Source organism: Catenuloplanes nepalensis (assembly GCF_030811575.1).
Lineage (GTDB): Bacteria > Actinomycetota > Actinomycetes > Mycobacteriales > Micromonosporaceae > Catenuloplanes > Catenuloplanes nepalensis.
Genome location: NZ_JAUSRA010000001.1, coordinates 3,203,948 through 3,225,258, shown reverse-complemented (window position 1 = coordinate 3,225,258; position 21,311 = coordinate 3,203,948). Strand labels below are relative to the sequence as shown.

Sequence of the window (21,311 nt, the reverse complement as noted above, 5' to 3'; positions counted from 1 at the left end):
GCTCAGCGGTCCGCGATCGCGTGCGGCACGGGTACCGAGGCGAGGATGTCGTCGACCACGGAGGCGGCGGTCACGCCCCGGATGGCCGTGACCGGCGCGAGCACCAGGCGATGGCAGAGGACCGCGGGGGCCACCGCCTTCACGTCGTCGGGCAGGACGTACTCGCGGCCCTCGGTGACCGCGCGCGCCTGGGCCACCACCGCCAGCGCGTTGCTGGCGCGAGGGCTGGCGCCGAGCCGTACCGTGTCGGGTTGGGTGCGGGTGCCGCCGACGATCGCGACGATGTAGGCGCGGAGTGCCTCGGAGACGTGGACGGCGCGGGCCACCTCGGTCATGCGCAGCAGTTCACCGATGGTGGTGACCGGTTCGAGCTGCTCCGGGAGCCGTCGCTCGATGGCGTCGCCGATCACCCGGACCTCCTGTTCCGGGGCCGGGTAGCCGAGGCGCACCTGCAGCATGAACCGGTCCAGCTGGGCCTCGGGCAGCGCGTAGGTGCCGTGATGGTCGTTCGGGTTCTGGGTCGCGATCACGAAGTGCGGCGCGTCCAGCTCGTGGGTGTGCCCGTCGACGGTCACCTGGCGTTCGCCCATCGCCTCCAGCAGCGCGGACTGTGTCTTCGGCGACGCCCGGTTGATCTCGTCGGCGAGCACGACGTTCGCGAAGACCGGGCCCGGATGAAACGCGAACGCCCGGCTGGCGGTGTCGAAGATGTTGACCCCGACGACGTCCGAGGGCAGCAGGTCGGGGGTGAACTGGATCCGGTTCACCTGCGCGCCGATCGAGTGCGCGATCGCCTTCGCGAGGGTCGTCTTGGCGACGCCGGGCACGCCCTCGATCAGGAGGTGTCCCTCGGCCAGCAGGCAGATCACCGCGTTCCGGACGACCGCGGTGCAGCCGTGCACGACGCGCTCCACGTTGGCGACGAGATCCCGCACCCGCTCCTGAGCCCAGGAGGCGTCCATCGTCGTTGCCATCAGATCCCCGCGTTCTGCCTGATCAGGTGCATATCGCGGTGAGTCTCGCACCCCTTCCGGACCGGGCCGGCAGGGACGCGGCGGGCACGAACGCCGCGGCGGGCGAATTCCCCCGAACGGGGTCGGCCGGCCGGGCGGGACCGTGACGATCCCGCCCGGCCGGTGAGTCAGGAGGCGTAGGTCTCCAGTTCGGCCACGGACGGCGTACCCGTGGAGCCGGTGATGTTGAAGGTGATCTTCTTGAGCGGGGTGGCGGGGAACGTGATCGTGCCGGGGCCGGTGCCGGACCTGAGGATCGCGCCGGTGTCGCCGTTGATCAGTTGCCAGGTGCCGATCGTGCCGGCCGGGCCCGGGACGACGGTGACGCGGGAGACCGTGGTGGCGGTGCTCCACTTGACCGAGACGTTGCCGGTGGCGCCGTTCGGGGACCAGTGGGTGCCGGCGTCGCCGTCGCGGACGTTGCCGTAGCTGTTGTTGTAGATGTGCGCCACGCCCCCGCGCAGCAGCGGCACCCGGGAGTCGATGTTCGAGTACAGGTTGTGGTGGAACGTGATGAAGCTGTTGCCGGTGTCGGTCTCGCTGGAGCCGATCAGGCCGCCGCGGCCGGAGTTGCTCAGCGTGCTGTAGGACAGCGTGACGAACTGGGTGTCGTCCTTCATGTCGAACAGCCCGTCGTAGCCGTCCGACTCGCCGCCGGACGCCACCAGGCTCAGGTGGTCGGCCCAGACGTTGCGGACGCGTCGGGTGACGGCAGGCCGGTCAGGAGCGCGGCGGCGATGCCCGCCACTCCGGTGACGGCCAGTGCCGCGTGGAGCCGTTTCATGTGAAGCCTCATTCTGGCGGGTCGTGGGCGCGACCGCTCGGGACGGCGCCGGGTGGCGCCGTCCCGACGATAGGAACGGGTTGATCATGGAGCAAGGCGCTTCACCCATTCCTAAAGATCCCCAAAGCATCCCCACGGGTACGGATGGGAGCCGCGTCATTCCGGCGGGGTCGGCAGCACCTCCTCGGCGACCGCGAGGACCGCACGCAGCGCCGCCGACGGGTTGTCCGGCCGCCAGGCGAGCGCGGCCCGCATGGGTACGGACGGGCCGGCCAGCGGCAGGTAGACCAGCCCGCCGCGGCACACGTGCTCGACCGAGGTGAGCGTGATGGTGACGCCCACGCCGGCGGAGACCAGGGCCAGCACGGTGTTCGAGTCCGGCGCCTCCTGCACGACCCGGGGCGTGAACCCGCCGCGCTCCTCGCAGACGCCGACCATCGCGTCGCGCAGCGTCGACCCGGCGTGCGCGGGAAGGCTGACGAACGGCTCGAACGCCAGGTCGGCGAGGTCGATCGCGGTCTCGCCGGCCAGCGGATGGTCCTCGGCGAGCGCGCAGACCAGCTCGTCGTTGTCGATGACCCGGGTGCGCACGCCGGGCCGGTCCGCGGGCAGCCGCACGAAGCTCAGGTCGAGCGTGCCGTCCGCGACGCCGTCCAGGGCCACGCTCGCGTACGTCTGCACCTTCATCACCAGGTCGATGCCGGGGTGCGCGGCCCGGACCGCGCGGGCCAGCCGGGGCAGCGCGGCGTGGCTGGACGCGCCGGCGAAGCCGACCACGACCCGGCCGTACTCCCCGGTCGCGGCCGCCTTGACCGCCAGCTTCGCCAGGTCCACGTCGTCGAGGACCCGGCGCGCCGGCTCGAGGAACGACTCACCCGCGCTGGTCAGCCGCACGCTGCGAGTGCTGCGCTCGAACAGTTGCACGCCGAGTTCGCGTTCCAGCTGGCGGATCAGCTGGCTGAGCGGCGGCTGGGCCATGTGCAGGCGCCGCGCGGCGCGGCCGAAGTGCAGCTCCTCGGCCACGGCCACGAACGCCGCCAGGTACCGCAGTTCCATGAATACTCCCGACGGGTTCGTGACCAGGGCTTCAGCGTATCCGCGCGCCCCTTCAGACGACGTCGAGGACGTCCGCGACCGGGCGGCGGGCCTTCTGCGGCCAGTTGCCCGGCGCGGGGTGGCCGATCGCCAGCAGCATCACCGGGAACTCGTCCGGCGCCAGCCCGAACTCCGCGGACACGGCATCCTGGTCGAACCCGCTCATCGGGCCGGCGCCCAGGCCCATCGCGTGCGCCGCGAAGATCATCGTGGCCGCCGCGAACGTGGCCGAGCGGACCGCCTCGTCGCGCTGCCGCCACGGCTGCTCGTGGTAGAGGCTCTTCGCACCGGCCGCCCAGTCCGCGGCGACCCGCTCCGGCATGATGCCGGCGTCCACGGTCGGCCGGAGCCGGGTGAGCGTCTCCTCGTGGTCGGTCATCCGCCCGACGACGACGAAGGTGACGCCCGCGTCGGTGACCTTCGCCTGGTTCCAGGCGATCCGCCGCAGGCGCAGCCTGGCCTCGGGCGTGTGCGCCGCGATGAACCGGTAGTTCTGCAGGTTGAACGAGCTCGGCGCGCGGGTCGCGAAGCCGGCCAGCTCGGCGACCTGCTCCTCGCTCAGCGTGCGGGCCGGGTCGAACAGGTTGATCGTGCGGCGCTCGTCGATCGCGGTGAGGATCGGGTGGTTCATGGTGTTTCCTTTCCGAGGCCCGTTCACCGGGCGGTTGAGCTGGTCAGACGATGCTGTCGACGACGCCGCCGTCCACGCGCAGGGCCGCGCCGGTGGTGCCGGACGCCTGCGCGGAGGCCACGTAGAGGATCATGTTGGCGACCTCGGCGGAGGTGGTCGCGCGGCGCAGGATCGAGGACCCGCGCTCGGTGGCGACGAAGTCCGTCAGCACCCGGTCGAAGCCGCCGCCGGTGCGGTCCATATCCGGCCGGAGCATCGCCTCGGTGCCCTCGGTCGCGGTCGGGCCGGGCAGCACCGCGTTGACGGTCACCCCGGTACCCGCGAGGCGTTTGGCAAGGCCCCGTGAGACGGACAGCTGCGCCGTCTTGGTGAAGCCGTAGTGGATCATGTCCGGCGGGACGTTCAGCGCCGACTCGGACGAGACGAACACGATCCGGCCCCAGCCGCGGGCCACCATGCCCGGCGCGTACGCCCGGGACAGCCGGACACCGGACATCACGTTGGTCCGGAAGAACCGGTCCCACTCGCTGTCCGGCGTCTCGAAGAAGTCCCCCGGCCCGTACACGCCGAGGTTGTTGACGACGATGTCGAACTCCGGATGCTCCGCCACCAGCCGCGCGCACGCGGACTCGGTGCCGAGATCCCCGGCGAACCCCGCGACCGAGCCGGGCAGGCGCGCCAGCGCGGCCTCGACACCCGCCGCGCCGCGCCCGTTGATGACGACGTGCGCGCCGCCCGCCGCGAACCCTTCCGCCGCTGCGAAGCCGATCCCGGAGGTCGAGGCGGTCACCAGCACCCGCCGCCCGGCGAAGTCGATCCTCATGCCGCGCACCGCCGGCCGGCCGCCCGCTGTCGTTGATTTGCTGTCACCCCAGAAGGCTGACATCCATGATCTTCACTGTCCAATACCGAAAACCTCTGGCATTGAGACGGGGTACGTCATGGTCGGTCCGGACGCACGCACTCGTACCAGACCGTGGCGGTGTAGCCACCCGGCCAGACGACACTGCCGGTCTCCCGGCACTCCGCCGCCGCGTACCCGGCCCAGGAAGCCTGGTTGAGCGCGTCGGCCTGCGCGTAGACGTAGGCGAGCCCGAAGCTGCTGGACCCTTCGCCCACGAACGTCCGTGGTTCACCGGCCACGACACCGGAGAGGCCGAGCGCGGCCGCCAGCGCGGCACCGGCCAGAGAATGAACAGCCATGCCCGCCACCGTAAAACCGATCGACGATGATCGCTTGTCGGGACTCCGGTGCCGCCGTTCACCGCTCCTCAGGAGACGACGTGGCCCCTGAGCGCGGCGGCGCCGTGGACGCGCTCCGCACCCCGGTGATCAGTAGGCTCGGGGCAGGACCGCACAGCGCAGAGGAGACCCGGTGGACAAGCCCGCGCCCCGGCGCGTCACCATCGTCGACGTCGCACGCCACGCCCGGGTCTCCACCACCGCGGTCTCCAAGGTGCCGCGTAACGGCCCGATCTCGCTGACCAGCGTCGACCAGGACGGCCGCCAGATGGGCGCGAACGCGGCCCGCCTCCTCGTCGACCGCATCACCGACCGCACCCGCCGCACCGCCCAGGTCACCCTCTCCCCCGGCCTGGTCGTCCGCCGCACCACCGGAGGTACCGCACCGTGAAGTACACGCGACTGGGCCGCACCGGGCTGACGGTGAGCCGGATCGGGCTGGGCTGCATGAGCTACGGCGACGCCGCGGCCGGCATGCACCGGTGGACCCTGGACGAGGAGGCCGCCGCGCCGTTCTTCCGGCAGGCCGCCGAGCTGGGCGTGACGTTCTGGGACACCGCGAACGTCTACCAGGGCGGCACCTCGGAGGAGTTCGTCGGCCGGGCGATCACGCGGTTCGCCCGGCGCGAGGAGATCGTGCTGGCGACCAAGGTCAGCGGGCGCATGCACGACGGCCCGGGCGGCAGCGGCCTGTCCCGCGGCGCGGTCCTGGAACAGGCCGACGCGTCGCTGCGCCGGCTGGGCACGGACTACATCGACGTCTACTACATCCACCGCTTCGACCCGGAGACGCCGGTCGAGGAGACCGTGCAGGCGCTCGACGACCTGGTCCGGGCCGGCAAGGTGCGCTACCTCGGCGCGTCGTCGATGTGGGCGTGGCAGTTCGCGAAGGCTCAGCACGCCGCCGCGCTGAACGGGTGGACGAGGTTCTCCGCGATGCAGGACCAGTACAACGTGCTCAAGCGCGAGGAGGAGCGGGACATGATCCCGATGTGCCTCGACCAGGGCATCGGCCTGACACCGTACTCACCGCTGGCGAAGGGCCGGGCGACCCGGCCCTGGGGCCGGGCCACGGCCAGATCGTCGTCGGACGACGTCGCCAGGGCCTTCGACCGCGACGCCGACGAACCGGTGGTGAACGCGCTGCAGCGGATCGCCGAGGGCCGCGGCGTCGCGATGGCCCAGGTGGCGCTGGCCTGGGTGCTGAGCAAGCCGGCCGTCTCCTGCCCCATCGTCGGCGCGACGAAGCCGCACCACCTGCGGGACGCCGTCGCCGCCCTCGATATCGACCTCACCGAGGCCGAGATCACCGCCCTCGAGTCGCCGTACCTGCCGCAGGACAACTACTGGTGGTGACCCCGGCCCGGGGATCCACGCCCGGACGAGCCGCGGCGCCGCCGATCCGCCCGCCGTCGCGCGGGTCGTGGGGCACTGAACTCGGACCGGCGGCGCCGTCATCGATTGCCGGCCCGCCGGTAGGTGTCGTCGGTGACGGGCTCAGTACACGGCAGGCGCTCAGCCGTCGCCTGAGACCCCCACCGGATGCCACTACTCGGCACTACCGCATAGCGGTATTCGGTGGTACGTTATAGCGGTACCCGGTGCCACCGGATACCGGGGCGGGAGGAGTCGCGATGGAAGACCTGACGGAGATGCTGAAGGGCACGCTCGAAGGCTGCGTGCTGGAGATCATCGGCGGTGAGGAGACCTACGGTTACGCGATCACTCGCCGCCTGAACGAGCTCGGCTTCACCGACGTCATCGACGGGACGGTCTACACGATCCTGCTGCGACTGGAGCGCAACGGGCTCGTCCAGGTGACGAAGCGCCCGTCCGAGGTGGGCCCGCCGCGCAAGTTCTACGCGCTCAACGACGCCGGGCGCGCGGAGCTGGCGACGTTCTGGGCGAAGTGGCAGTACGTGTCCTCGCGCATCGACAAGCTGAAGGAGGGCGGGAGATGAGTTTCTGGGAGACCATCACCGGCAACGATCTGACCAGGGACTGGCACGCGTTCGAGACCCGGGCTGCGGCCCTGCCCGCCGGCCACCGGGCGGCGTGGGAGCAGATCAGGCAGCACCTGTTCCCGTTCGGTGACTTCACCGGCCGCAACCTGACGCCGATCGCCGACGCCGCGCTGGGCCTGCTCGAGGAGGCCGCGGCGGACGGCCGCGACGTCCCGGAGGTGCTCGGCGACGACATCCCCGGATTCTGCGCCGCGCTGGCCGGCGGCGAGGGCGCCCGGACCTTCCGCGACCGCTGGCGCGACCAGCTGAACCGCGACGTCGCACGCAAACTGGCCCGGCTGGGAGGCTGACATGGGCATCCAGGACATCATCGAGGGCAAGCGGCAGTGGCGGGCCCACATGGCCCGGGTCAAGGCACTCCCGCCGGACTACCGGATCGTCTACCACGAGATGCAGCGCTATCTGTTCAAGGTCGGCCCGATCGGCCTGACCGAGGGCCCCCTGCTGCCCGGCATCGTCGACTTCTTCGAGGAGGGCGTCGCCGCCGGCAGGGGCGTCCTCGAACTCACCGGCACCGACGTCGCCGCCTTCACGGACGGCCTGATCGACGGCTCCCCCACCCACGCCGATGCCCTACAGCGGACGCTCGGCGGGAGGCCGGCCACGTAGGACCCGGTCGGCGAAGGCCGCCACCACGCGGGCGACCTCGGCCGGGGCGCGGAGGTGTGGCCGGCCGGCCCGGGACCGATGAGGATCAGATCGCCGAGCGATTACATGTCAGGCGGCCGGGAGCAGGTCGGCGAGGAGCACCTCGATGCGGGCCCTGATCTCGTCGCGGATCGGGCGGACCGATTCGACGCCCTTGCCCGCGGGGTCGTCGAGTTTCCAGTCCTCGTAGCGCTTGCCGGGGAATATCGGGCAGGCGTCGCCGCAGCCCATGGTGACGATGACGTCGGAGGACTGCGCGGTCTCCCACTCCAGCAGCCTGGGGGTCTGGCCGGTGATGTCGATGCCGACCTCCCGCATCGCCTCGACCGCGGCCGGGTTGATCGTCTCGGCGGGCGCGGAGCCTGCGGAGCGGACCTCGACGCGGTCGCCGGCGAGGTGGCGCAGCCAGCCGGCGGCCATCTGGGAGCGGCCGGCGTTGTGGACGCAGACGAACAGTACGCTGGGCTTGGTGTCACTCATGAGCGGTGGCTTCCTTGAGGGTTGGTGACGGCCTGGGCCGCCTCGACGTCGTGCGGGACCACGACGGCGTCGTCGTCGTCGCCGGGGTGCGGATACAGCGCCAGCACCAGGCCCACCCCGAGCAGCAGGCCGATGAGCTGTGCGACGACGAAGCCGGGCACCGAGCCCGGGGCGATGCCGGCGAAGGTGTCGGTGAACGCGCGGCCGATGGTGACCGACGGGTTCGCGAAGCTGGTGGAGGAGGTGAACCAGTAGGCGGCGCCGATGTAGGCGCCGACCGCGGCCGGGGCGGCCGAGGCGCGGCCGGACCGGACCAGCGCGAAGATCAGCAGCAGCAGGCCGGCGACGGCGACGATCTCCCCGAGCCACAGGTGGGCGGCGGCGCGTTCCCTGGTGGACATCGTGACCGGGGCCAGGTCGAACATCAGGTTGGCCAGGACCGAGCCGGCGATCGCTCCCAGGGTCTGCGCCACGGCGTACCCGAGAAGGTCTTTGATCGTCAGGCCGGTGCCGTGGCGGCGGCCGAGGAACCAGTCGGCGGCCGACACCACCGGGTTGAAGTGGGCGCCGGAGACCGGGCCGAAGGTGAGGATCAGCGCGCCGAGGGCGAACGCGGTCGCGACCGAGTTCTCGAGCAGCTGAAGGCCGACGTCGTTGGGGGACAGCTCAACCGCCATGATGCCGGAGCCGACGACGGCGGTGACCAGCAGCGCGGTGCCGAGGAACTCGGCGAGCAACCGCCGCCACAGGGTGATCTCGCCGCGCCGGTCCGAGTGGGCCGGGTCAGCCATGGCCGGCTCCGGTGGTGAGGGTGGGCGCGATCCGGTCGATGCGGTCGGCGAGGTCGGTGTAGGCGGCCTCGAACGCCTCGTCGGTGTCGACGCGGACGGGGTCGGGCACGGACCAGTGCAGCCGCGGCCGGGCCGGCCCGGTGAGGTCTTCGTGGGCGTTGTCGCAGACGGCGATGACCAGATCGCCGTCGTGCACGACGGCGTCGACGTGGTGGGTGCCGGCCGGGTCGAGGGCGAGGCCGTGCGCGTGGGCGACGCGGACCGCGCGGGGGTGCACCCGCTGGGCCGGGATCGTGCCGGCGGAGGCGACCTCGCCGCCCACTCGGTCACGCCACAGGGCCGCGGCGAGCTGCGAGCGGGCGGAGTTGTGGGTGCACACGAACACCACCCGCTCGGAGCGGTCCAGCCGCGGTGCGGTGAGCGAGGACAGCACGCCGGGCACCAGCCGCAGGTAGGTGCGGCGGCGGTCGCCCTCCGACCGGGTCCGCACGAGCAGACCCGCCTCGTGCAGGACCTTGACGTGGTGGGCGACGAGGTTGGTGGGCATGCCGAGGTCGGCGGCGATCTCGCCGGGCGAGGCGTCGCCCAGGGTGAGTGCGTCGACGATGGCCAGGCGTGCGGGGTCGCCGAGAGCGGCGTGCACCCGGGCCCGCCCCGCCAGCGACAGAGTCTCAGCGTTCATTGACTCAATGATGACTGACCTTTACCGTCGACGCAAGCGGTTCCGCCGGCGAACGACGAGCCCGCTCCCGTTCCCGTTCCACGGCAGCAGACATACGCCGTGGCCGTCAGCCGACGGGCCACTCGCCACCGAGTGTTCATGTCACTTCCGCACCACCGGTGAGCTGCTTCATCACGCTTTACCCGCCGTCACATCCGCCCGCGGGCAGCGCCCAGGCCGGGAAGCGGCCGCCACGGAGCGCCGACGGCCCGGCGCCGATCCACTCGTCGACCGTCCGCATCGGTGAGCGCCCGTCCGCGAGATGCCGTTCCCGGCGGGCCGCCTTGGCTCCACCGCAGTCGTTGAAGGCGGATCATTCGACGCCTCGAGCCCGCTATCCGGCCGCCGGGGAGTCGGCGGCCAGCAGGCCGGCGAGCTGCCGGATCATGGCGAGGCGGGGCCGGTAGTAGACCCAGGTCCCGCGGCGCTCGGCGTCGACCAGGCCGGCTTCGCGCAGGGTGCGCAGGTGGTGGGAGATCGTCGGCCCGGACAGCGCGAAGGCCGGGGTGAGGTCGCAGACGCAGATCTCGCCTTCCGGTGCCGAGGCGATCATCGACATCAACTGCAGCCGCACCGGGTCACCCAAGGCCTTGAACGCCGGCGCCAGCACCGCGGCGGCCTCCGCGGGTATGCGCTGCAGGGCGATCGGCGGGCAGCACCCGCCCTCGACGGCACCGGGGCCAGAGCCAGCGGGTGATACCGCCACGGACTGATTCGACATGCGTCTAGGTTGACAGGCCTCGAATCAACGTGCAACCTTTGATTCGAGCAACGTCAAGACAAGACGGTGCCATATCGCGCCGTTCCGCCCGGAAGGAGCACCTGCGATGGTCGCGCACACTCGCGTCAGCGGCTCCACCGGAGGCTTACCAGGCGCCGACGCCGTGTGCTGCGATACCTCGGCGCCTGCCGATGTCATGCCACCGGTTCCCGCGGCACCGTGCTGCGCCATGGAGGCGAAGGCCGGCGCAGTGCGGGCCGGGGGCGGGTTGCTGCTGATGGGCAACGTCATCCGCCCGATGGCGGCAGCCGACGCCGCCGAAGTCCTGGCGATCTACCAGGAGGGCCTGGACGGCGGCCACGCCAGTTTCGAGACCACCGCCCCGGACTGGGAGGCGTTCGACGCCGGCCGGCTGCCCGATCACCGGCACGTCGCCGTCGACGCCGGCGGCGCGCTGCTGGGCTGGGCGGCGACCTCCGCCGTATCAGCCCGGCCGGTCTACCGGGGCGTCGTGGAACACTCCGTCTACGTTGCCGCGGCCGCCCGGGGTCAGGGCGTCGGCCGGACGCTGCTCAACGCGCTGATCGCCTCCACCGAGACCGCCGGGATCTGGACCATCCAGTCCGGGATCTTCCCGGAGAACGCCGCGAGCCTCGCCCTGCACGCCGCCGCCGGGTTCCGTCGGATCGGGGTCCGGGAGCGCATCGGCCGCCACCACGGCGTCTGGCGCGATGTCGTCCTCATCGAGCGCCGCAGTCCCGCCGTCATCTGACCCCTCCCGAAACCACGGACCACGGACCACGGGGCATCGTTCGCCCTCTTGATTCGACAAACATCGAGACAAAGGAGATCCGTTGTGAGTACCAGCCCGCAGGGCCTGCCCGTCGTCGTGATCGGCGCCGGGCCGGTCGGCCTCGCCGCCGCCGCGCACCTGCACGAGCGTGACCTGCCGTTCCTCGTCCTGGAGTCGGGCGACGGCCCGGCCGCCGCCGTGCGGCAGTGGGCGCACGTGCGGCTGTTCTCCCCGTGGCGGTTCAACATCGACGCCGCCGCGAAGCGGCTGCTCGACGGGACCGGCTGGATCGCACCGGACCCGGAGAAGCTGCCCACCGGCGGGCAGCTCGCCGCCGGCTACCTCCAGCCGCTCGCCGACCTGCCCGCGCTCAAGCCGCACGTGCGCTACGACGCCCGGGTGACCGCCGTGACCCGACTCGGCATGGACCGTGTCCGCACCGACGGCCGTGACTCGGTGCCGTTCCTGGTCCGGCTCGCCACCGGCGAGGACGTCCTCGCGTCCGCGGTCATCGACGCGACCGGCACCTGGCGGACCTCGAACCACCTCGGCGCGTCCGGCATCCCCGCCCACGGCGAGACGCAGGCGACCGCCTTCATCGACCACGCGCTGCCCGACGTCCTCGGCGCCGACCGCGCCCGGTTCGCCGGCAAGCGCACGCTGGTCGTCGGCGCGGGTCACTCTGCCGCCAACACGCTGCTGTCCCTCGCCGAACTCGCCGGGCAGGCCGCGGGCACGCGCATCACCTGGGCGATCCGCGCGAACAGCCCGGCCCGCACCTACGGTGGCGAGGACGCCGACGCGCTGCCCGCCCGTGGCGCGCTCGGCTCCCGGCTGCGCGAGCACGTCGAGTCCGGCGCCATCACGCTGCTGACCGGCTTCTCCGTCCAGTCCGTCAGCGCGGCGGGTGACGAGGTCACCGTCTCCGACGGCGCCCGGACCGTGACCGTGGACCGGATCGTCGGTGCGACCGGGTTCCGCCCGGACCACTCGTTCGTCTCCGAGCTGCGCCTCGACCTCGACCCGATCATGGGGTCCACTCGGGCGCTGGCGCCGCTGATCGACCCGAACGAGCACTCCTGCGGCACCGTCCCGCCGCACGGCGTCGACGAACTCACCCACCCCGAGGTCAACTACCTCGCCATCGGCGTGAAGAGCTACGGGCGGGCGCCGACGTTCCTGCTCGCCACCGGCTACGAGCAGGCCCGCTCCGTCGTCGCCGCCCTGGCGGGAGACTGGGACGCGGCGCGTGACGTGCAGCTGGATCTGCCCGAGACCGGCGTGTGCAACAGCAACCCGGTCGTCGGTGACACCATCGCCTCCGGCGGCGGGTGCTGCGGGGCACCCGCCGCCGAGCCGGCGCCGACCGCGGCCGGCCGGGGCCTTGCCACCGGGATCGGCGGCGGGCTGCTGTCCGCGCCACTGACCCTGATCACCGTCGGCGCCGAGACCGGCGAGCAGGCCGGCGGCTGCTGCTCCTGATGCCGTCCGCTCCGCGGTGACCGCCGGCGAACAGGCCGGCGTGACCGGCTCGGTGATACCGGCCGCGTGCAGCAGGCGTGCCGGTGCCGGGTCTGCCGCAGCGGGGTGTCCCGCACGCGCGGGCCACGCCGGATCACGAGGAGCATCCGGCCGGGATCACCGAGCTGCCGCTCACCCTCCTGGAGGGACGATCCGGTCCACATCGGGGGTACGGCCGGGGCGCGCTCCCGGCCGTACCCCCGGTGATCGTGGTTCTTGATTCTGTGGAACTCGCCGGGAACCGGACGGGGGCGCGGTCCGACTACAGCGGCGGAGACCGCCATGTGATGCGGGGCTCCGCCGACGCCGAGACGAGGAAGCGCCGATGTCCGTCACCCCTGAAGTCGCCACGCCCACGCCGGCCGCGACGACCGCACCCCGCCGCGTCAACGGCTCCGGATCCGTGTTCGGCGCGCTGGTGCTGCGCCTGCACTTCTACGCCGGGATCCTGATCGCGCCGTTCCTGGTCGTCTCGGCCGTCACCGGCCTGCTGTTCGTGTCGACGCCGACGCTCGACCGGATCATCTACGGCCAGGAGCTGCTCGTCGATCAGGCCGCTGACACCACCGTCCCGGTCTCACAACAGGTCGCGGCCGCGCGCGCGACACACCCCGAGGGCACGATCACGGGGGTACGGGTCAAGGGCGGCGAGTGGACGACGCACGTCGACTTCTCGGTGCCGGATCTGGTCGCGGCCGAGAAGGTGCACACGGTCTACGTCGACCCGTACACCGGCGAGGTCACCGGGCAGCTGACCACCCAGTTCGGCTGGACGCCGCTGCAGGCGTGGCTGGACGTGCTGCACCGCGACCTGCACCTCGGCGCGATCGGCGGCCTCTACTCCGAACTGGCCGCGAGCTGGCTGTGGGTGATCGCGCTCGGCGGGATCGTGCTCTGGTGGCGCCGCCGCCGCGCGGTCCGCAAGCTCTTCGCCCCGGAACTGTCGGCGAAGAAGGGCGTGCGGCGCACCCGGGGCTGGCACGGCGCGGTCGGCGCCTGGCTGCTCGTCGGCCTGCTCGGCCTGTCCGCGACCGGGCTGACCTGGTCGAACTACGCCGGCGCGAACTTCGGGCTGGTCATCGACCAGATCAAGGGCGGCACACCGTACGTCTCCACCGCGCTCACCGGCGCCCCGGCCGCTTCTCCCGGCGCGCATCACGGTGGCGGCGCGGCCCCGGTCACCACCGGCGACCCGGACGGCATCGACACCGCGGTCACGGTCGCCCGGGACAGCGGCCTGGACGGGCCGGTCTCGATCGTCCCGCCGGCCGACGCGGAGACCGCGTGGAAGGTCTCCCAGATCGACAACCAGTTCCCGGAGCGGCTGGACAGCGTCGCCGTGGACGTCTCCACCGGCACGGTCACCGACCGGGTGAACCTCGCCGACTGGCCGTTCACGGCCAAGCTCACCAACTGGGGCATCAACGCCCACATGGGACTGCTGTTCGGCGTCGTCAACCAGATCCTCCTGGCCGCGCTCGCGCTCGGGCTGCTCTGCGTGATCTTCTGGGGCTACCGGATGTGGTGGCAGCGCCGTCCCACCCGCGCCGACCGCCGCGCCCCGGTCGGCACGCTCCCGCCCCGCGTCGACTGGCGCACCGTCCCCGCCTGGGCGATCATCGCCGGCATCCTGGTCATCTTCGCGATCGGCTGGGCGCTTCCGCTGTTCGGCATCCCCCTCGCGGCGTTCATCGCCATCGACGCGATCCTGGGCACGGTCCGCCGCGACCGCCCGGAAACCCCGGTCTCCCCGGCACCGGCGGGTAGCTGAGCCGCACGTCCGGCAGGGTCCGCACGGGCCCGCACGTCCGGCAGGGTCCGCACGGGCCCGCCGGACGCCCTCACCGGCCGGTGAGGGCGCGCCACCGCGGCTGCTCGGTGACGACCACGACCAGGCACAGCGCGGTCACCACGGCGGCGATCCACACCGGCCACAGCACCCACGCCGACACGGTCGCGGCGACGAGCTGCACCAGCAGCAGGAGAATGGTGACGATCCCCGGCACCGCCACCGGCGTGTCACCTCCCGGGCGGTCACCGGGGGTGCTGAAGATCGCGGACGGCACGATCAGCAACACCAGCGCACCGATCGCCAGCACGGCCGAGTGCGGCCACAGCGCCCAGGGCACCGCCACCCAGGCGACGATCTCGGCCAGGAATCGCAGGCCACCCCTGACCAGGTCATGCCCCGGCGGCCTGCCACCGGCACTTCGACGTTCACTCACTATATAGGCCCCGCCGTCTTCTTAGCTAATCGATGTAGCCAAAAGGCTAATCGGATTAGCGTTTATCGTCAAGCGATCGGCCCCACACAGCCTCCGAGGCCGTGATGGCGATCGGCGCCGGCTCGACCGCGCTGATCGGCTTCGGCCTCGACTCGGTGATCGAGGCGATCCCGGCCGCCGCGGTCGGTCGCCTGGCAGTCCGCCGTCGCCGCCGACGACCGCTGCGGCCACGGGCCGGGCGAGATCCGCCGCGATCGACCGGTCCGCCATGCAGGCGGTCACCTGCGCAGACCTACCATCGCGCCATGAGAATCGTCGTGGACGAGTTGTCCGGGCCGGAGATCAAGGCGTTCCTGGAGGAGCACCTGGACGAGATGCGCGCGGTCAGCCCGCCGGAGAGCAAACACGCGCTCGATCTCGACGGTCTGCGCCGGCCCGAGGTGACGTTCTGGTCGGTCTACGACGGGGACGAACTCGTCGGGTGCGGCGCGCTCAAGCGGCTGGACGACACGAGCGGTGAACTCAAGTCGATGCGCACGGCCCGGACCGCGAAGCGGCGCGGCGTGGCGTCGGCCCTCCTCCGGCACGTCCTCGCGGAGGCCGGCCGGCACGGACTCACCCGGCTCTACCTGGAGACCGGCGCGGACGACCATTTCGCGCCGGCCCGCGCGCTCTACACGAAGCACGGGTTCACCCGCTGCACGCCGTTCGCCGACTACCCGGAGGATCCAAACAGCGTACACATGGTGAAGGTCCTGTAGCCGAAGCATGGGCGTCTGCGGCGGTTGATGGTGTGCGGACGCAGGCGACTCCGTTGCCCATTCGGCGGTGGCTCGCGGCGAAGGATCATTGACCGACACGAAAGAGAGGTCGAATATCGAAGTTGACCTCTCTTTCGTGTCGGTCAATGATCCTTCGGGCATGAGTGGTCGCGACAGCACGACCACTCATGCCGGCTTCCGTTCGACGCTGTCCGAGCTATGGCGGAAATAATACGAAATTTCGGGCTGATGCTTCCGGTCTCCGGGCAGGGCTCGCGGCTTCCGATGCCGAATGGGCAACGGAGTCGCAGGCGACCGAAACGACCGGCACGGCGCCGCGTCCGGGCGCAGATGGCCACTTGCGGACCTCCGCGTCGTTCCCTGGCACCGGCCGGTCGCGCGACGGCACCGTGCGCGGCGGCATCGCGTGCGACGGCATCGCGTGCGACGGCATCGCGTGCGACGGCATCGCGTGCGACGGCATCGCGTGCGACGGCATCGCGTGCGACGGCATCGCGTGCGACGGCATCGCGTGCGACGGCCGGAGCCGGAAGATTCGGGACGGGAATGGATGGACGGGCACACTCGGCGCACACCGGCGGGCCCGTGGGACCGATCCGGTTCCGGGGCCGCTGCTCGTCTTCTACCGTTCTACTGTGAGGCGCTTGCGGGAGATCATCGCCCCGTCGTGGCCGCGGTTGTCGATCGGGCGGCGTGCGCCGGCGGTGCTGGCGCTGGTGGTGCTGCTGGGCGGGACCGGGACCGGGCTGGCCGTGTGGGCGCTGCGCAGCATCGAGCAGGACCGTGCCGCGCAGGCGCTGGACGAGCACACCAGGGGTGTCACCGGCGCGGTCGAGGGATATCTGCGGCAGTACACGCTGGCGTTGCAGGATCTGGCCGCGGCCGCCGCCGCGCAGCAGGATCTGCGGGCGGAGGACTTCGCCACGATCACCGCCCCGCTGGACGGCACCCGGCTGCCCGGTGCCAGCGGCGTCGCGTTCGTCGTCCCGGCCGGCGCCGCGCAGGTCGCGCCGTTGCAGGAGCAGTGGCGCGCCCGCACCGGCCCGGGCCTGACCCTGCAGCCGACCGCCGGCCGGAGCGAGCACCTGTTCGTGGTGCTGTCGCGGACGCTGGACGGCACCCGGCCACACCTGGGCCGGGACCTCACCGGCAGCGCCCAGGCCGCCGGCGCGATCGCGCTGGCCCGGCAGAGCCGCGAGATCACCGTCAGCAGCAGCTACGTCCTGCTCAAGGACCGGGATCTGCCGGTGCGGCTGCAGCAGCAGGCGTTCGTCTTCGCCGCCGGCGTGTGGGCGCCCGCGGGCAGCGCGGACGCCGGCCGGCTGCGCGGGTTCCTCATCCTCGCCATGCGGGCCGGGGATTTCCTCACCGACACCATCGGTGACGTCGCCGGGCGGGCCGCCGCGGTCACGCTCACCGACACCTCGGTCAGCCCGCCCGCCCCGGTCGCGTCGTGGGATTCCGGCCGGCCGCACCGGCCCGCGGCCCGGACCGTGGACGTCGACGTCCCGGCGCGTACCTGGCGGCTGATGGTCACGGCCACGGACCGGCTGCTCGACAGCACCCAGACCCGCCTGGACGACGCCGCGATCGCGGTCGGCACGGTGGTGACGGCGCTGCTCACCGCGCTGGTCGGCCTGGTCCTGGCCTCCCGGGCCCGGATCCTGCGCAAGGTCGACGAGGCCACCGCCGCCCTGCAGGAGGACATCATCCGCCGCGAGCGGGTCGAGGCCGAGCTACGGCAGCGGACCGGCGAACTACGCGGGTTCGCCGGCGTGGTCGCACACGACCTGCGCAGCCCGCTGTCGACGATCACCGCGTACGCGGACGTCCTCGCGGACGAGACCGCCGACGTGCTCGACGCCGACCAGCGGGGACTGCTCGGCCGGATCCGCACCGGCGCGGCCCGGATGCGGGTCCTCATCGACGACCTGCTCTCCTACGCCACCGCCGACAGCAGCACGGTCCACCGCAGCCCGGTCGACCTCGGCGCGCTGGTCGCCGACATCGTCACCGAACGCCTCGCCCCCATCGCCGGTGACCGCCCCTACATCGAGATCGGGCCGCTGCCCACCGTCCACGGCGATCCCGGCATGCTCCGCCAGCTTCTGGACAATCTAATCGGAAACGCCATCAAATACACACGGTACGGGCGCGCCGCGCACATCGAGATCAGCTCCCGGCAGCTCGGCGACGGCTCCTGGCGCATCGACGTCGCCGACCACGGCATCGGCATCCCGGACAGCCAGCACGAGAGCGTCTTCGCCGCGTTCACCCGGGCCAGCGGCAGCGAGGGCTACCCCGGCACCGGGCTCGGCCTGGCCATCTGCCACCGCATCGTCACCCGCCACGGCGGCACCATCGCCGTCACCCCCAACACCGGAGGCGGCAGCCGCTTCCACTTCACCCTCCCCGCCCTGCCACCCACCGGCACCGCCCCGGCCGCCGACACCGCCCGCTCCCCCGCCGACATCTGCTGACCCGCCGGATCCAGCCGGACCTCCGCCTCCGGCGACCGGGACGGCGCGGGTCGCCGGTGCGGCCGATGTCCGGGCGCGGACGGGGGCGTGCTAGTGTCCGGCGCGAGTCGACCGCATCCTATGGATGCCAGGGAACTCCGGTGGGAATCCGGGACTGGCGCGCAGCGGTAAGGGCGACGGCGGCACGAACACGCCACTGGGAGATTCTTCCTGGGAAGGCCGAGCCGCCGGTGGAACCCGAGTCCGAAGACCTGTCGGCTCACGTGCTGTCCGTGGGCTCTCGCGATCAGGGTCTCAAGACCCGAGAGGCCCCCCGCTGTGGACCCGCTGCCGACCGTCGTCCGTGATCGTCGCGTCAGCGCCGGACGCGGAGCGACCGCGTGAAGCGCCGGCTGCCGTTCTGGCCGCTCGTGCTCGCGCTGGCCGTCGTGGCGGTGCTCAGCGTGGTCGGCTCGCTGGCGTTCGGGTCGGAGAGCATCCCGGTGGCCGAGGTCGTCGCGGCGGTCACCGACCGGCTCGGTGGTGTGGCGCCGGGCCGCTGGGACGTCATCGTGTGGGAGCTGCGCCTTCCGCGGGCGCTCATGGCGGTGGTGGTGGGAGCGGGGCTGGCGATCGCCGGTGCCGGGATGCAGACGCTGGTCCGCAACCCGCTGGCCGATCCGTATCTGCTCGGCATCAGCTCGGGCGCGTCGGTCGGTGCCACGGCCGCGATCACCACCGGTGCGCTCGCCGGGTTCGGCGTCCACGCCGTGTCGGCCGGGGCGCTGCTGGGCGCGGTCGGCTCGGCCGTGCTGATCTTCGCGATCGCCACGGCGCAGGGCGGCCTGACGCCGTTGCGGCTGGTGCTGTCCGGCGTGGTGCTCTCCTCCGGGCTGTCCGCGATCGCCTCGCTGCTGGTGTTCCTCAGCGACGACGCGCGCGCGGCGAACTCGGTGATGTTCTGGATGCTGGGCAGCGTCGGCGGGGCCACCTGGGAGAAGCTCTGGATCCCCGCGGCGCTCGTCGGAGTCGCCGCGGCCGGGATGCTGGCCGTGCACCGCTGGCTGGACGCGCTCGCGGCCGGGCCGGAGACCGCGGCCGCGCTCGGCGTCGACGTGGCCGGCCTGCGCACCACGCTGTTCGTGGGGCTGTCCGTGCTCGTCGGCGTGCTGGTCGCGGTCAGCGGCGGTGTCGGCTTCGTCGGGCTGATCATCCCGCACGCGGCCCGGCTGGTCGTCGGCGCCCGGCACCGGGTCGTCCTGCCGGTCGCGGCCGTGGCCGGTGCGGTCTTCCTGGTCTGGGTGGACGTGCTCGCCCGGGTGGCGGTGCGCCCGCAGGAGATCCCGCTGGGCGTGGTCACCGGTGTGCTCGGCGCTCCCCTGTTCCTGCTGCTGATGGGCCGGGTGCAGTACCGGTTCGGCGGTGAGCGATGACCGCGCTGCGCCTGGACGGCGTCTCCGCCCGGCTGGGCGGCCGGACCGTGCTCCGCGACGTCGACCTCGAGGTGCCGGACGGCGCGCGCCTGGGGATCGTCGGGGTGAACGGCGCCGGCAAGACGACGCTGCTGCGGGTGCTGGCCGGCGTGCTGCGGCCCAGCGAAGGGACGGCGCTGATCGCGGACGGCCGTGGCGGGCTCGCCGACCTGCGCCGGCTCCCCGCCCGCGAGCGCGCCCGGCGGCTGGCGTTCGTGCCCCAGGAGGACGTGGTCACCGCGGAGCTGCGGGTCGGCGAGATGGTCGCGCTCGGCCGGGTGCCGCAGACCCGGCCGTGGGCGCGCGGTGGCCGCGCCGAGTACGAGCTGGTGCGCGGCGCGCTGGACGCGGTCGGGCTGGCCGGCCGGATCGACACCGCCTGCGATCAGCTGTCCGGTGGCGAACGGCGCCGGGCCGTACTCGCGCGTGGGTTGGTGCAGCGGTGCCCGGTGATGCTGCTCGACGAGCCGACGAACCACCTCGACGTCGCCTGGCAGCTCAACCTCCTGGAGGTCTTCGCCGCACAGGCTCAGACCCTGGTGGCGACGGTGCACGACCTCGATCTGGCGCTGCGCTTCTTCGACCTGCTGGCGGTCGTCGGCTGGCGGGACGACAACACCGGACCGGCCGGGATCGTCGCGTTCGGGCCCCCCGGCGAGGTGCTCAGCGCCGCGCACGTGGAGTCGCACTTCGGCGTCGGATCCGTGCAGGTGCCCCACCCGCAGCGGCCGCAGCTTCACCTGCTCATCCATCCCCGAGAGGACCGATCACCGGCATGACCACACGTACCCGCGTCGCCTTGGGTGTCGCCCTTGTCCTCGGTCTGTCCGCGTGTGCCGCCGAGAACGCGGCCACCGATGCCGCCGGCGCGATCACGGTGCGGAACTGCGGGCAGGACGTCAGCGTCGACGGCCCGGTCACCCGGCTGTACGCGTACGACGGCGGGATCATCTCGATCGTGCTGGCCGCCGGCGCCCGCGACCAGCTGGTCGCCGTGACCGGCGTGGACCGCGACCGGGACGTGCTGCGGCTCGCCTACCCGGACGCGCGGGTCGACGAGTTGACCGTGGTCGGTGACCAGTACCCGACGCTGGAGAACGTGCTGGCGGTCGACCCGGAGATGATGTTCGCCGGGTACGGCTACGGGTTCAGCGAGTCGCGCAACCTGATGCCCGAGGACCTGACGACGCACGGCATCAAGACGTACCTGCTGAGCGAGACCTGCAAGCAGGACGACGGCGCGCGCGGCACGATGGACGCCTGGACCGCGCTCACCACCGACCTGCGCAACATCGGCGAGCTGACCGGTCACCGGCCGGCCGCGGACGCGGTCGTCACCGACATCGAGACGCGTCGCGCGGCGCTGGCCGCGGCCCCGAAGGCCGCGGAGACGCCGACCGCGTTCCTGTTCGACTCCGGCACCGACGCGATCTTCACCTCCGGATCGTTCGGCGGCCCGCAGGCCGTCTTCGACGCGGCCGGCGTCACCAACGCCACCGCGGACGTCGAGGACACCTGGACCGAGGTCGGCTGGGAGCGCCTCGCCGCATCCGACCCGGACGTCATCTTCTTCGTCGACTACTCCGGGCAGACCTACCAGCAGAAGGTGGACGTGCTGAAGGCCAACCCGGCGTCGAGGAACCTGCGCGCGGTCAAGGAGGAACGGTTCGTCAACCTGCCGTACGCGCTGTGGGTCTCCGGCCCGATGAACATCGACTCCGCGGAATGGGTACGGAAGTCCGTCGAGCACTTCGGCCTCGCCCCCGCATCGGACATCACGCCGACGCTCGACCTGACGAAGCTGCGCGACCTGCCCGGCAACGCCTGGCTGCGCTGACCCGGGTCACGGCCGGGACGCAGCCGAGACCGTCCGGCTGTCCTCGGCCGCACCATCCGGCACCGTGCGCCG

Annotated in this window: 23 protein-coding genes, 1 pseudogene and 1 riboswitch; of the genes and pseudogenes, 13 read left to right on the top strand and 11 right to left on the bottom strand. The window is 72.3% G+C overall.

The window, feature by feature from the left end:
• Positions 1 to 2: 2 nt before the first annotated feature.
• The 6 genes and pseudogenes from J2S43_RS13690 to J2S43_RS13665 all read right to left on the bottom strand — a co-directional run bounded on the left by J2S43_RS13690 (position 3) and on the right by J2S43_RS13665 (position 4,726).
• A complete protein-coding gene (locus J2S43_RS13690; RefSeq protein WP_306829387.1) occupies positions 3 to 974 on the bottom strand; it encodes an AAA family ATPase in 972 nt (323 codons plus the stop codon).
• A 167-nt stretch (positions 975 to 1,141) separates the two neighbouring features.
• Positions 1,142 to 1,765, bottom strand: a pseudogene (locus tag J2S43_RS13685) (pectate lyase family protein); the annotation flags it as partial.
• A 188-nt stretch (positions 1,766 to 1,953) separates the two neighbouring features.
• Positions 1,954 to 2,853 (bottom strand): LysR family transcriptional regulator, encoded by a 900-nt coding sequence (locus tag J2S43_RS13680; RefSeq protein ID WP_306829385.1) that lies wholly within the window; start codon positions 2,851 to 2,853, stop codon positions 1,954 to 1,956.
• 52 nt (positions 2,854 to 2,905) lie between these two features.
• Positions 2,906 to 3,523: a nitroreductase family protein gene (locus J2S43_RS13675; protein ID WP_306829384.1), complete on the bottom strand. Its 618-nt coding sequence runs from the start codon at positions 3,521 to 3,523 to the stop codon at positions 2,906 to 2,908.
• Positions 3,524 to 3,566: 43 nt separating this feature from the next.
• Positions 3,567 to 4,346, bottom strand: a complete 780-nt coding sequence (locus tag J2S43_RS13670; RefSeq protein ID WP_306829383.1) for an SDR family NAD(P)-dependent oxidoreductase — start codon at positions 4,344 to 4,346, stop codon at positions 3,567 to 3,569.
• Positions 4,347 to 4,462: 116 nt separating this feature from the next.
• On the bottom strand, positions 4,463 to 4,726 hold the full coding sequence (locus J2S43_RS13665; protein ID WP_306829382.1) for a hypothetical protein: 264 nt from the start codon (positions 4,724 to 4,726) through the stop codon (positions 4,463 to 4,465).
• A 172-nt stretch (positions 4,727 to 4,898) separates the two neighbouring features.
• Between J2S43_RS13665 and J2S43_RS13660 the strand changes: the two genes are divergently transcribed.
• The 5 genes from J2S43_RS13660 (at position 4,899) to J2S43_RS13640 (ending at position 7,398) form a co-directional block, all read left to right on the top strand.
• On the top strand, positions 4,899 to 5,156 hold the full coding sequence (locus tag J2S43_RS13660) for a substrate-binding domain-containing protein (RefSeq protein ID WP_306829381.1): 258 nt from the start codon (positions 4,899 to 4,901) through the stop codon (positions 5,154 to 5,156).
• Positions 5,153 to 6,121, top strand: coding sequence for an aldo/keto reductase (locus J2S43_RS13655; RefSeq protein WP_306829380.1), 969 nt, complete (start codon positions 5,153 to 5,155; stop codon positions 6,119 to 6,121). The genes J2S43_RS13660 and J2S43_RS13655 overlap by 4 nt, the downstream gene beginning before the upstream one ends.
• Before the next feature lie 278 nt (positions 6,122 to 6,399).
• Positions 6,400 to 6,726: a PadR family transcriptional regulator gene (locus J2S43_RS13650; RefSeq protein ID WP_306829379.1), complete on the top strand. Its 327-nt coding sequence runs from the start codon at positions 6,400 to 6,402 to the stop codon at positions 6,724 to 6,726.
• Positions 6,723 to 7,079 (top strand): DUF1048 domain-containing protein, encoded by a 357-nt coding sequence (locus J2S43_RS13645; protein ID WP_306829378.1) that lies wholly within the window; start codon positions 6,723 to 6,725, stop codon positions 7,077 to 7,079. The genes J2S43_RS13650 and J2S43_RS13645 overlap by 4 nt, the downstream gene beginning before the upstream one ends.
• A gap of 1 nt (position 7,080) precedes the next feature.
• Positions 7,081 to 7,398 carry a DUF1048 domain-containing protein gene (locus J2S43_RS13640; RefSeq protein ID WP_306829376.1) on the top strand — a complete coding sequence of 106 codons (318 nt, stop codon included), beginning with the start codon at positions 7,081 to 7,083 and terminating at the stop codon, positions 7,396 to 7,398.
• Between the two features lie 108 nt (positions 7,399 to 7,506).
• Here J2S43_RS13640 and J2S43_RS13635 read toward each other — a convergent pair whose 3' ends face one another.
• The 4 genes from J2S43_RS13635 to J2S43_RS13620 all read right to left on the bottom strand — a co-directional run bounded on the left by J2S43_RS13635 (position 7,507) and on the right by J2S43_RS13620 (position 10,135).
• Positions 7,507 to 7,917, bottom strand: a complete 411-nt coding sequence (locus tag J2S43_RS13635; protein WP_306829374.1) for an arsenate reductase ArsC — start codon at positions 7,915 to 7,917, stop codon at positions 7,507 to 7,509.
• Positions 7,914 to 8,708, bottom strand: coding sequence for an aquaporin (locus J2S43_RS13630; protein ID WP_306829373.1), 795 nt, complete (start codon positions 8,706 to 8,708; stop codon positions 7,914 to 7,916). Before J2S43_RS13630 ends, J2S43_RS13635 begins: the two co-directional genes overlap by 4 nt.
• Complete coding sequence (locus tag J2S43_RS13625) at positions 8,701 to 9,390, bottom strand: arsenate reductase/protein-tyrosine-phosphatase family protein (protein WP_306829371.1); 690 nt, start codon at positions 9,388 to 9,390, stop codon at positions 8,701 to 8,703. The genes J2S43_RS13630 and J2S43_RS13625 overlap by 8 nt, the downstream gene beginning before the upstream one ends.
• 373 nt (positions 9,391 to 9,763) lie before the next feature.
• Positions 9,764 to 10,135, bottom strand: coding sequence for an ArsR/SmtB family transcription factor (locus tag J2S43_RS13620; RefSeq protein ID WP_306829369.1), 372 nt, complete (start codon positions 10,133 to 10,135; stop codon positions 9,764 to 9,766).
• A gap of 292 nt (positions 10,136 to 10,427) precedes the next feature.
• On the opposite strand from J2S43_RS13620, the gene J2S43_RS13615 reads away from it, so the two are divergent.
• The 3 genes from J2S43_RS13615 (at position 10,428) to J2S43_RS13605 (ending at position 14,235) form a co-directional block, all read left to right on the top strand.
• Positions 10,428 to 10,922 (top strand): GNAT family N-acetyltransferase, encoded by a 495-nt coding sequence (locus tag J2S43_RS13615; RefSeq protein WP_306839268.1) that lies wholly within the window; start codon positions 10,428 to 10,430, stop codon positions 10,920 to 10,922.
• Positions 10,923 to 11,006: 84 nt separating this feature from the next.
• Positions 11,007 to 12,425, top strand: coding sequence for an NAD(P)-binding domain-containing protein (locus tag J2S43_RS13610; protein ID WP_306829368.1), 1,419 nt, complete (start codon positions 11,007 to 11,009; stop codon positions 12,423 to 12,425).
• A 364-nt stretch (positions 12,426 to 12,789) separates the two neighbouring features.
• Positions 12,790 to 14,235, top strand: a complete 1,446-nt coding sequence (locus tag J2S43_RS13605; protein WP_306829366.1) for a PepSY-associated TM helix domain-containing protein — start codon at positions 12,790 to 12,792, stop codon at positions 14,233 to 14,235.
• A 70-nt stretch (positions 14,236 to 14,305) separates the two neighbouring features.
• Here J2S43_RS13605 and J2S43_RS13600 read toward each other — a convergent pair whose 3' ends face one another.
• A complete protein-coding gene (locus J2S43_RS13600; protein ID WP_306829365.1) occupies positions 14,306 to 14,689 on the bottom strand; it encodes a hypothetical protein in 384 nt (127 codons plus the stop codon).
• 305 nt (positions 14,690 to 14,994) lie between these two features.
• Between J2S43_RS13600 and J2S43_RS13595 the strand changes: the two genes are divergently transcribed.
• From J2S43_RS13595 to J2S43_RS13575, 5 genes are all read left to right on the top strand, one after another.
• Positions 14,995 to 15,450, top strand: a complete 456-nt coding sequence (locus J2S43_RS13595) for a GNAT family N-acetyltransferase (protein WP_306829364.1) — start codon at positions 14,995 to 14,997, stop codon at positions 15,448 to 15,450.
• Between the two features lie 656 nt (positions 15,451 to 16,106).
• On the top strand, positions 16,107 to 17,951 hold the full coding sequence (locus tag J2S43_RS13590) for a sensor histidine kinase (RefSeq protein ID WP_306829363.1): 1,845 nt from the start codon (positions 16,107 to 16,109) through the stop codon (positions 17,949 to 17,951).
• Positions 17,952 to 18,042: 91 nt separating this feature from the next.
• Positions 18,043 to 18,224, top strand: a riboswitch (cobalamin riboswitch).
• A gap of 107 nt (positions 18,225 to 18,331) precedes the next feature.
• Entirely contained in the window at positions 18,332 to 19,363 is a 1,032-nt protein-coding gene (locus J2S43_RS13585) for a FecCD family ABC transporter permease (protein ID WP_306829361.1), read from the top strand.
• Positions 19,360 to 20,181, top strand: coding sequence for an ABC transporter ATP-binding protein (locus tag J2S43_RS13580; RefSeq protein ID WP_306829360.1), 822 nt, complete (start codon positions 19,360 to 19,362; stop codon positions 20,179 to 20,181). Before J2S43_RS13585 ends, J2S43_RS13580 begins: the two co-directional genes overlap by 4 nt.
• Complete coding sequence (locus tag J2S43_RS13575; RefSeq protein WP_306829358.1) at positions 20,178 to 21,239, top strand: ABC transporter substrate-binding protein; 1,062 nt, start codon at positions 20,178 to 20,180, stop codon at positions 21,237 to 21,239. The genes J2S43_RS13580 and J2S43_RS13575 overlap by 4 nt, the downstream gene beginning before the upstream one ends.
• Positions 21,240 to 21,311 lie beyond the last annotated feature (72 nt).

Bases quoted from the DNA above. Each gene is read 5' to 3' on its own strand.
- J2S43_RS13665 (WP_306829382.1), bottom strand. From the start codon at position 4,726: ATGGCTGTTCATTCTCTGGCCGGTGCCGCGCTGGCGGCCGCGCTCGGC.
- J2S43_RS13670 (WP_306829383.1), bottom strand. From the start codon at position 4,346: ATGAGGATCGACTTCGCCGGGCGGCGGGTGCTGGTGACCGCCTCGACC.
- J2S43_RS13605 (WP_306829366.1), top strand. From the start codon at position 12,790: ATGTCCGTCACCCCTGAAGTCGCCACGCCCACGCCGGCCGCGACGACC.
- J2S43_RS13575 (WP_306829358.1), top strand. From the start codon at position 20,178: ATGACCACACGTACCCGCGTCGCCTTGGGTGTCGCCCTTGTCCTCGGT.
- J2S43_RS13580 (WP_306829360.1), top strand. From the start codon at position 19,360: ATGACCGCGCTGCGCCTGGACGGCGTCTCCGCCCGGCTGGGCGGCCGG.
- J2S43_RS13635 (WP_306829374.1), bottom strand. From the start codon at position 7,917: ATGAGTGACACCAAGCCCAGCGTACTGTTCGTCTGCGTCCACAACGCC.
- J2S43_RS13640 (WP_306829376.1), top strand. From the start codon at position 7,081: ATGGGCATCCAGGACATCATCGAGGGCAAGCGGCAGTGGCGGGCCCAC.
- J2S43_RS13675 (WP_306829384.1), bottom strand. From the start codon at position 3,523: ATGAACCACCCGATCCTCACCGCGATCGACGAGCGCCGCACGATCAAC.
- J2S43_RS13595 (WP_306829364.1), top strand. From the start codon at position 14,995: ATGAGAATCGTCGTGGACGAGTTGTCCGGGCCGGAGATCAAGGCGTTC.
- J2S43_RS13650 (WP_306829379.1), top strand. From the start codon at position 6,400: ATGGAAGACCTGACGGAGATGCTGAAGGGCACGCTCGAAGGCTGCGTG.
- J2S43_RS13645 (WP_306829378.1), top strand. From the start codon at position 6,723: ATGAGTTTCTGGGAGACCATCACCGGCAACGATCTGACCAGGGACTGG.
- J2S43_RS13625 (WP_306829371.1), bottom strand. From the start codon at position 9,390: ATGAACGCTGAGACTCTGTCGCTGGCGGGGCGGGCCCGGGTGCACGCC.
- J2S43_RS13690 (WP_306829387.1), bottom strand. From the start codon at position 974: ATGGCAACGACGATGGACGCCTCCTGGGCTCAGGAGCGGGTGCGGGAT.
- J2S43_RS13615 (WP_306839268.1), top strand. From the start codon at position 10,428: ATGGGCAACGTCATCCGCCCGATGGCGGCAGCCGACGCCGCCGAAGTC.
- J2S43_RS13680 (WP_306829385.1), bottom strand. From the start codon at position 2,853: ATGGAACTGCGGTACCTGGCGGCGTTCGTGGCCGTGGCCGAGGAGCTG.
- J2S43_RS13630 (WP_306829373.1), bottom strand. From the start codon at position 8,708: ATGGCTGACCCGGCCCACTCGGACCGGCGCGGCGAGATCACCCTGTGG.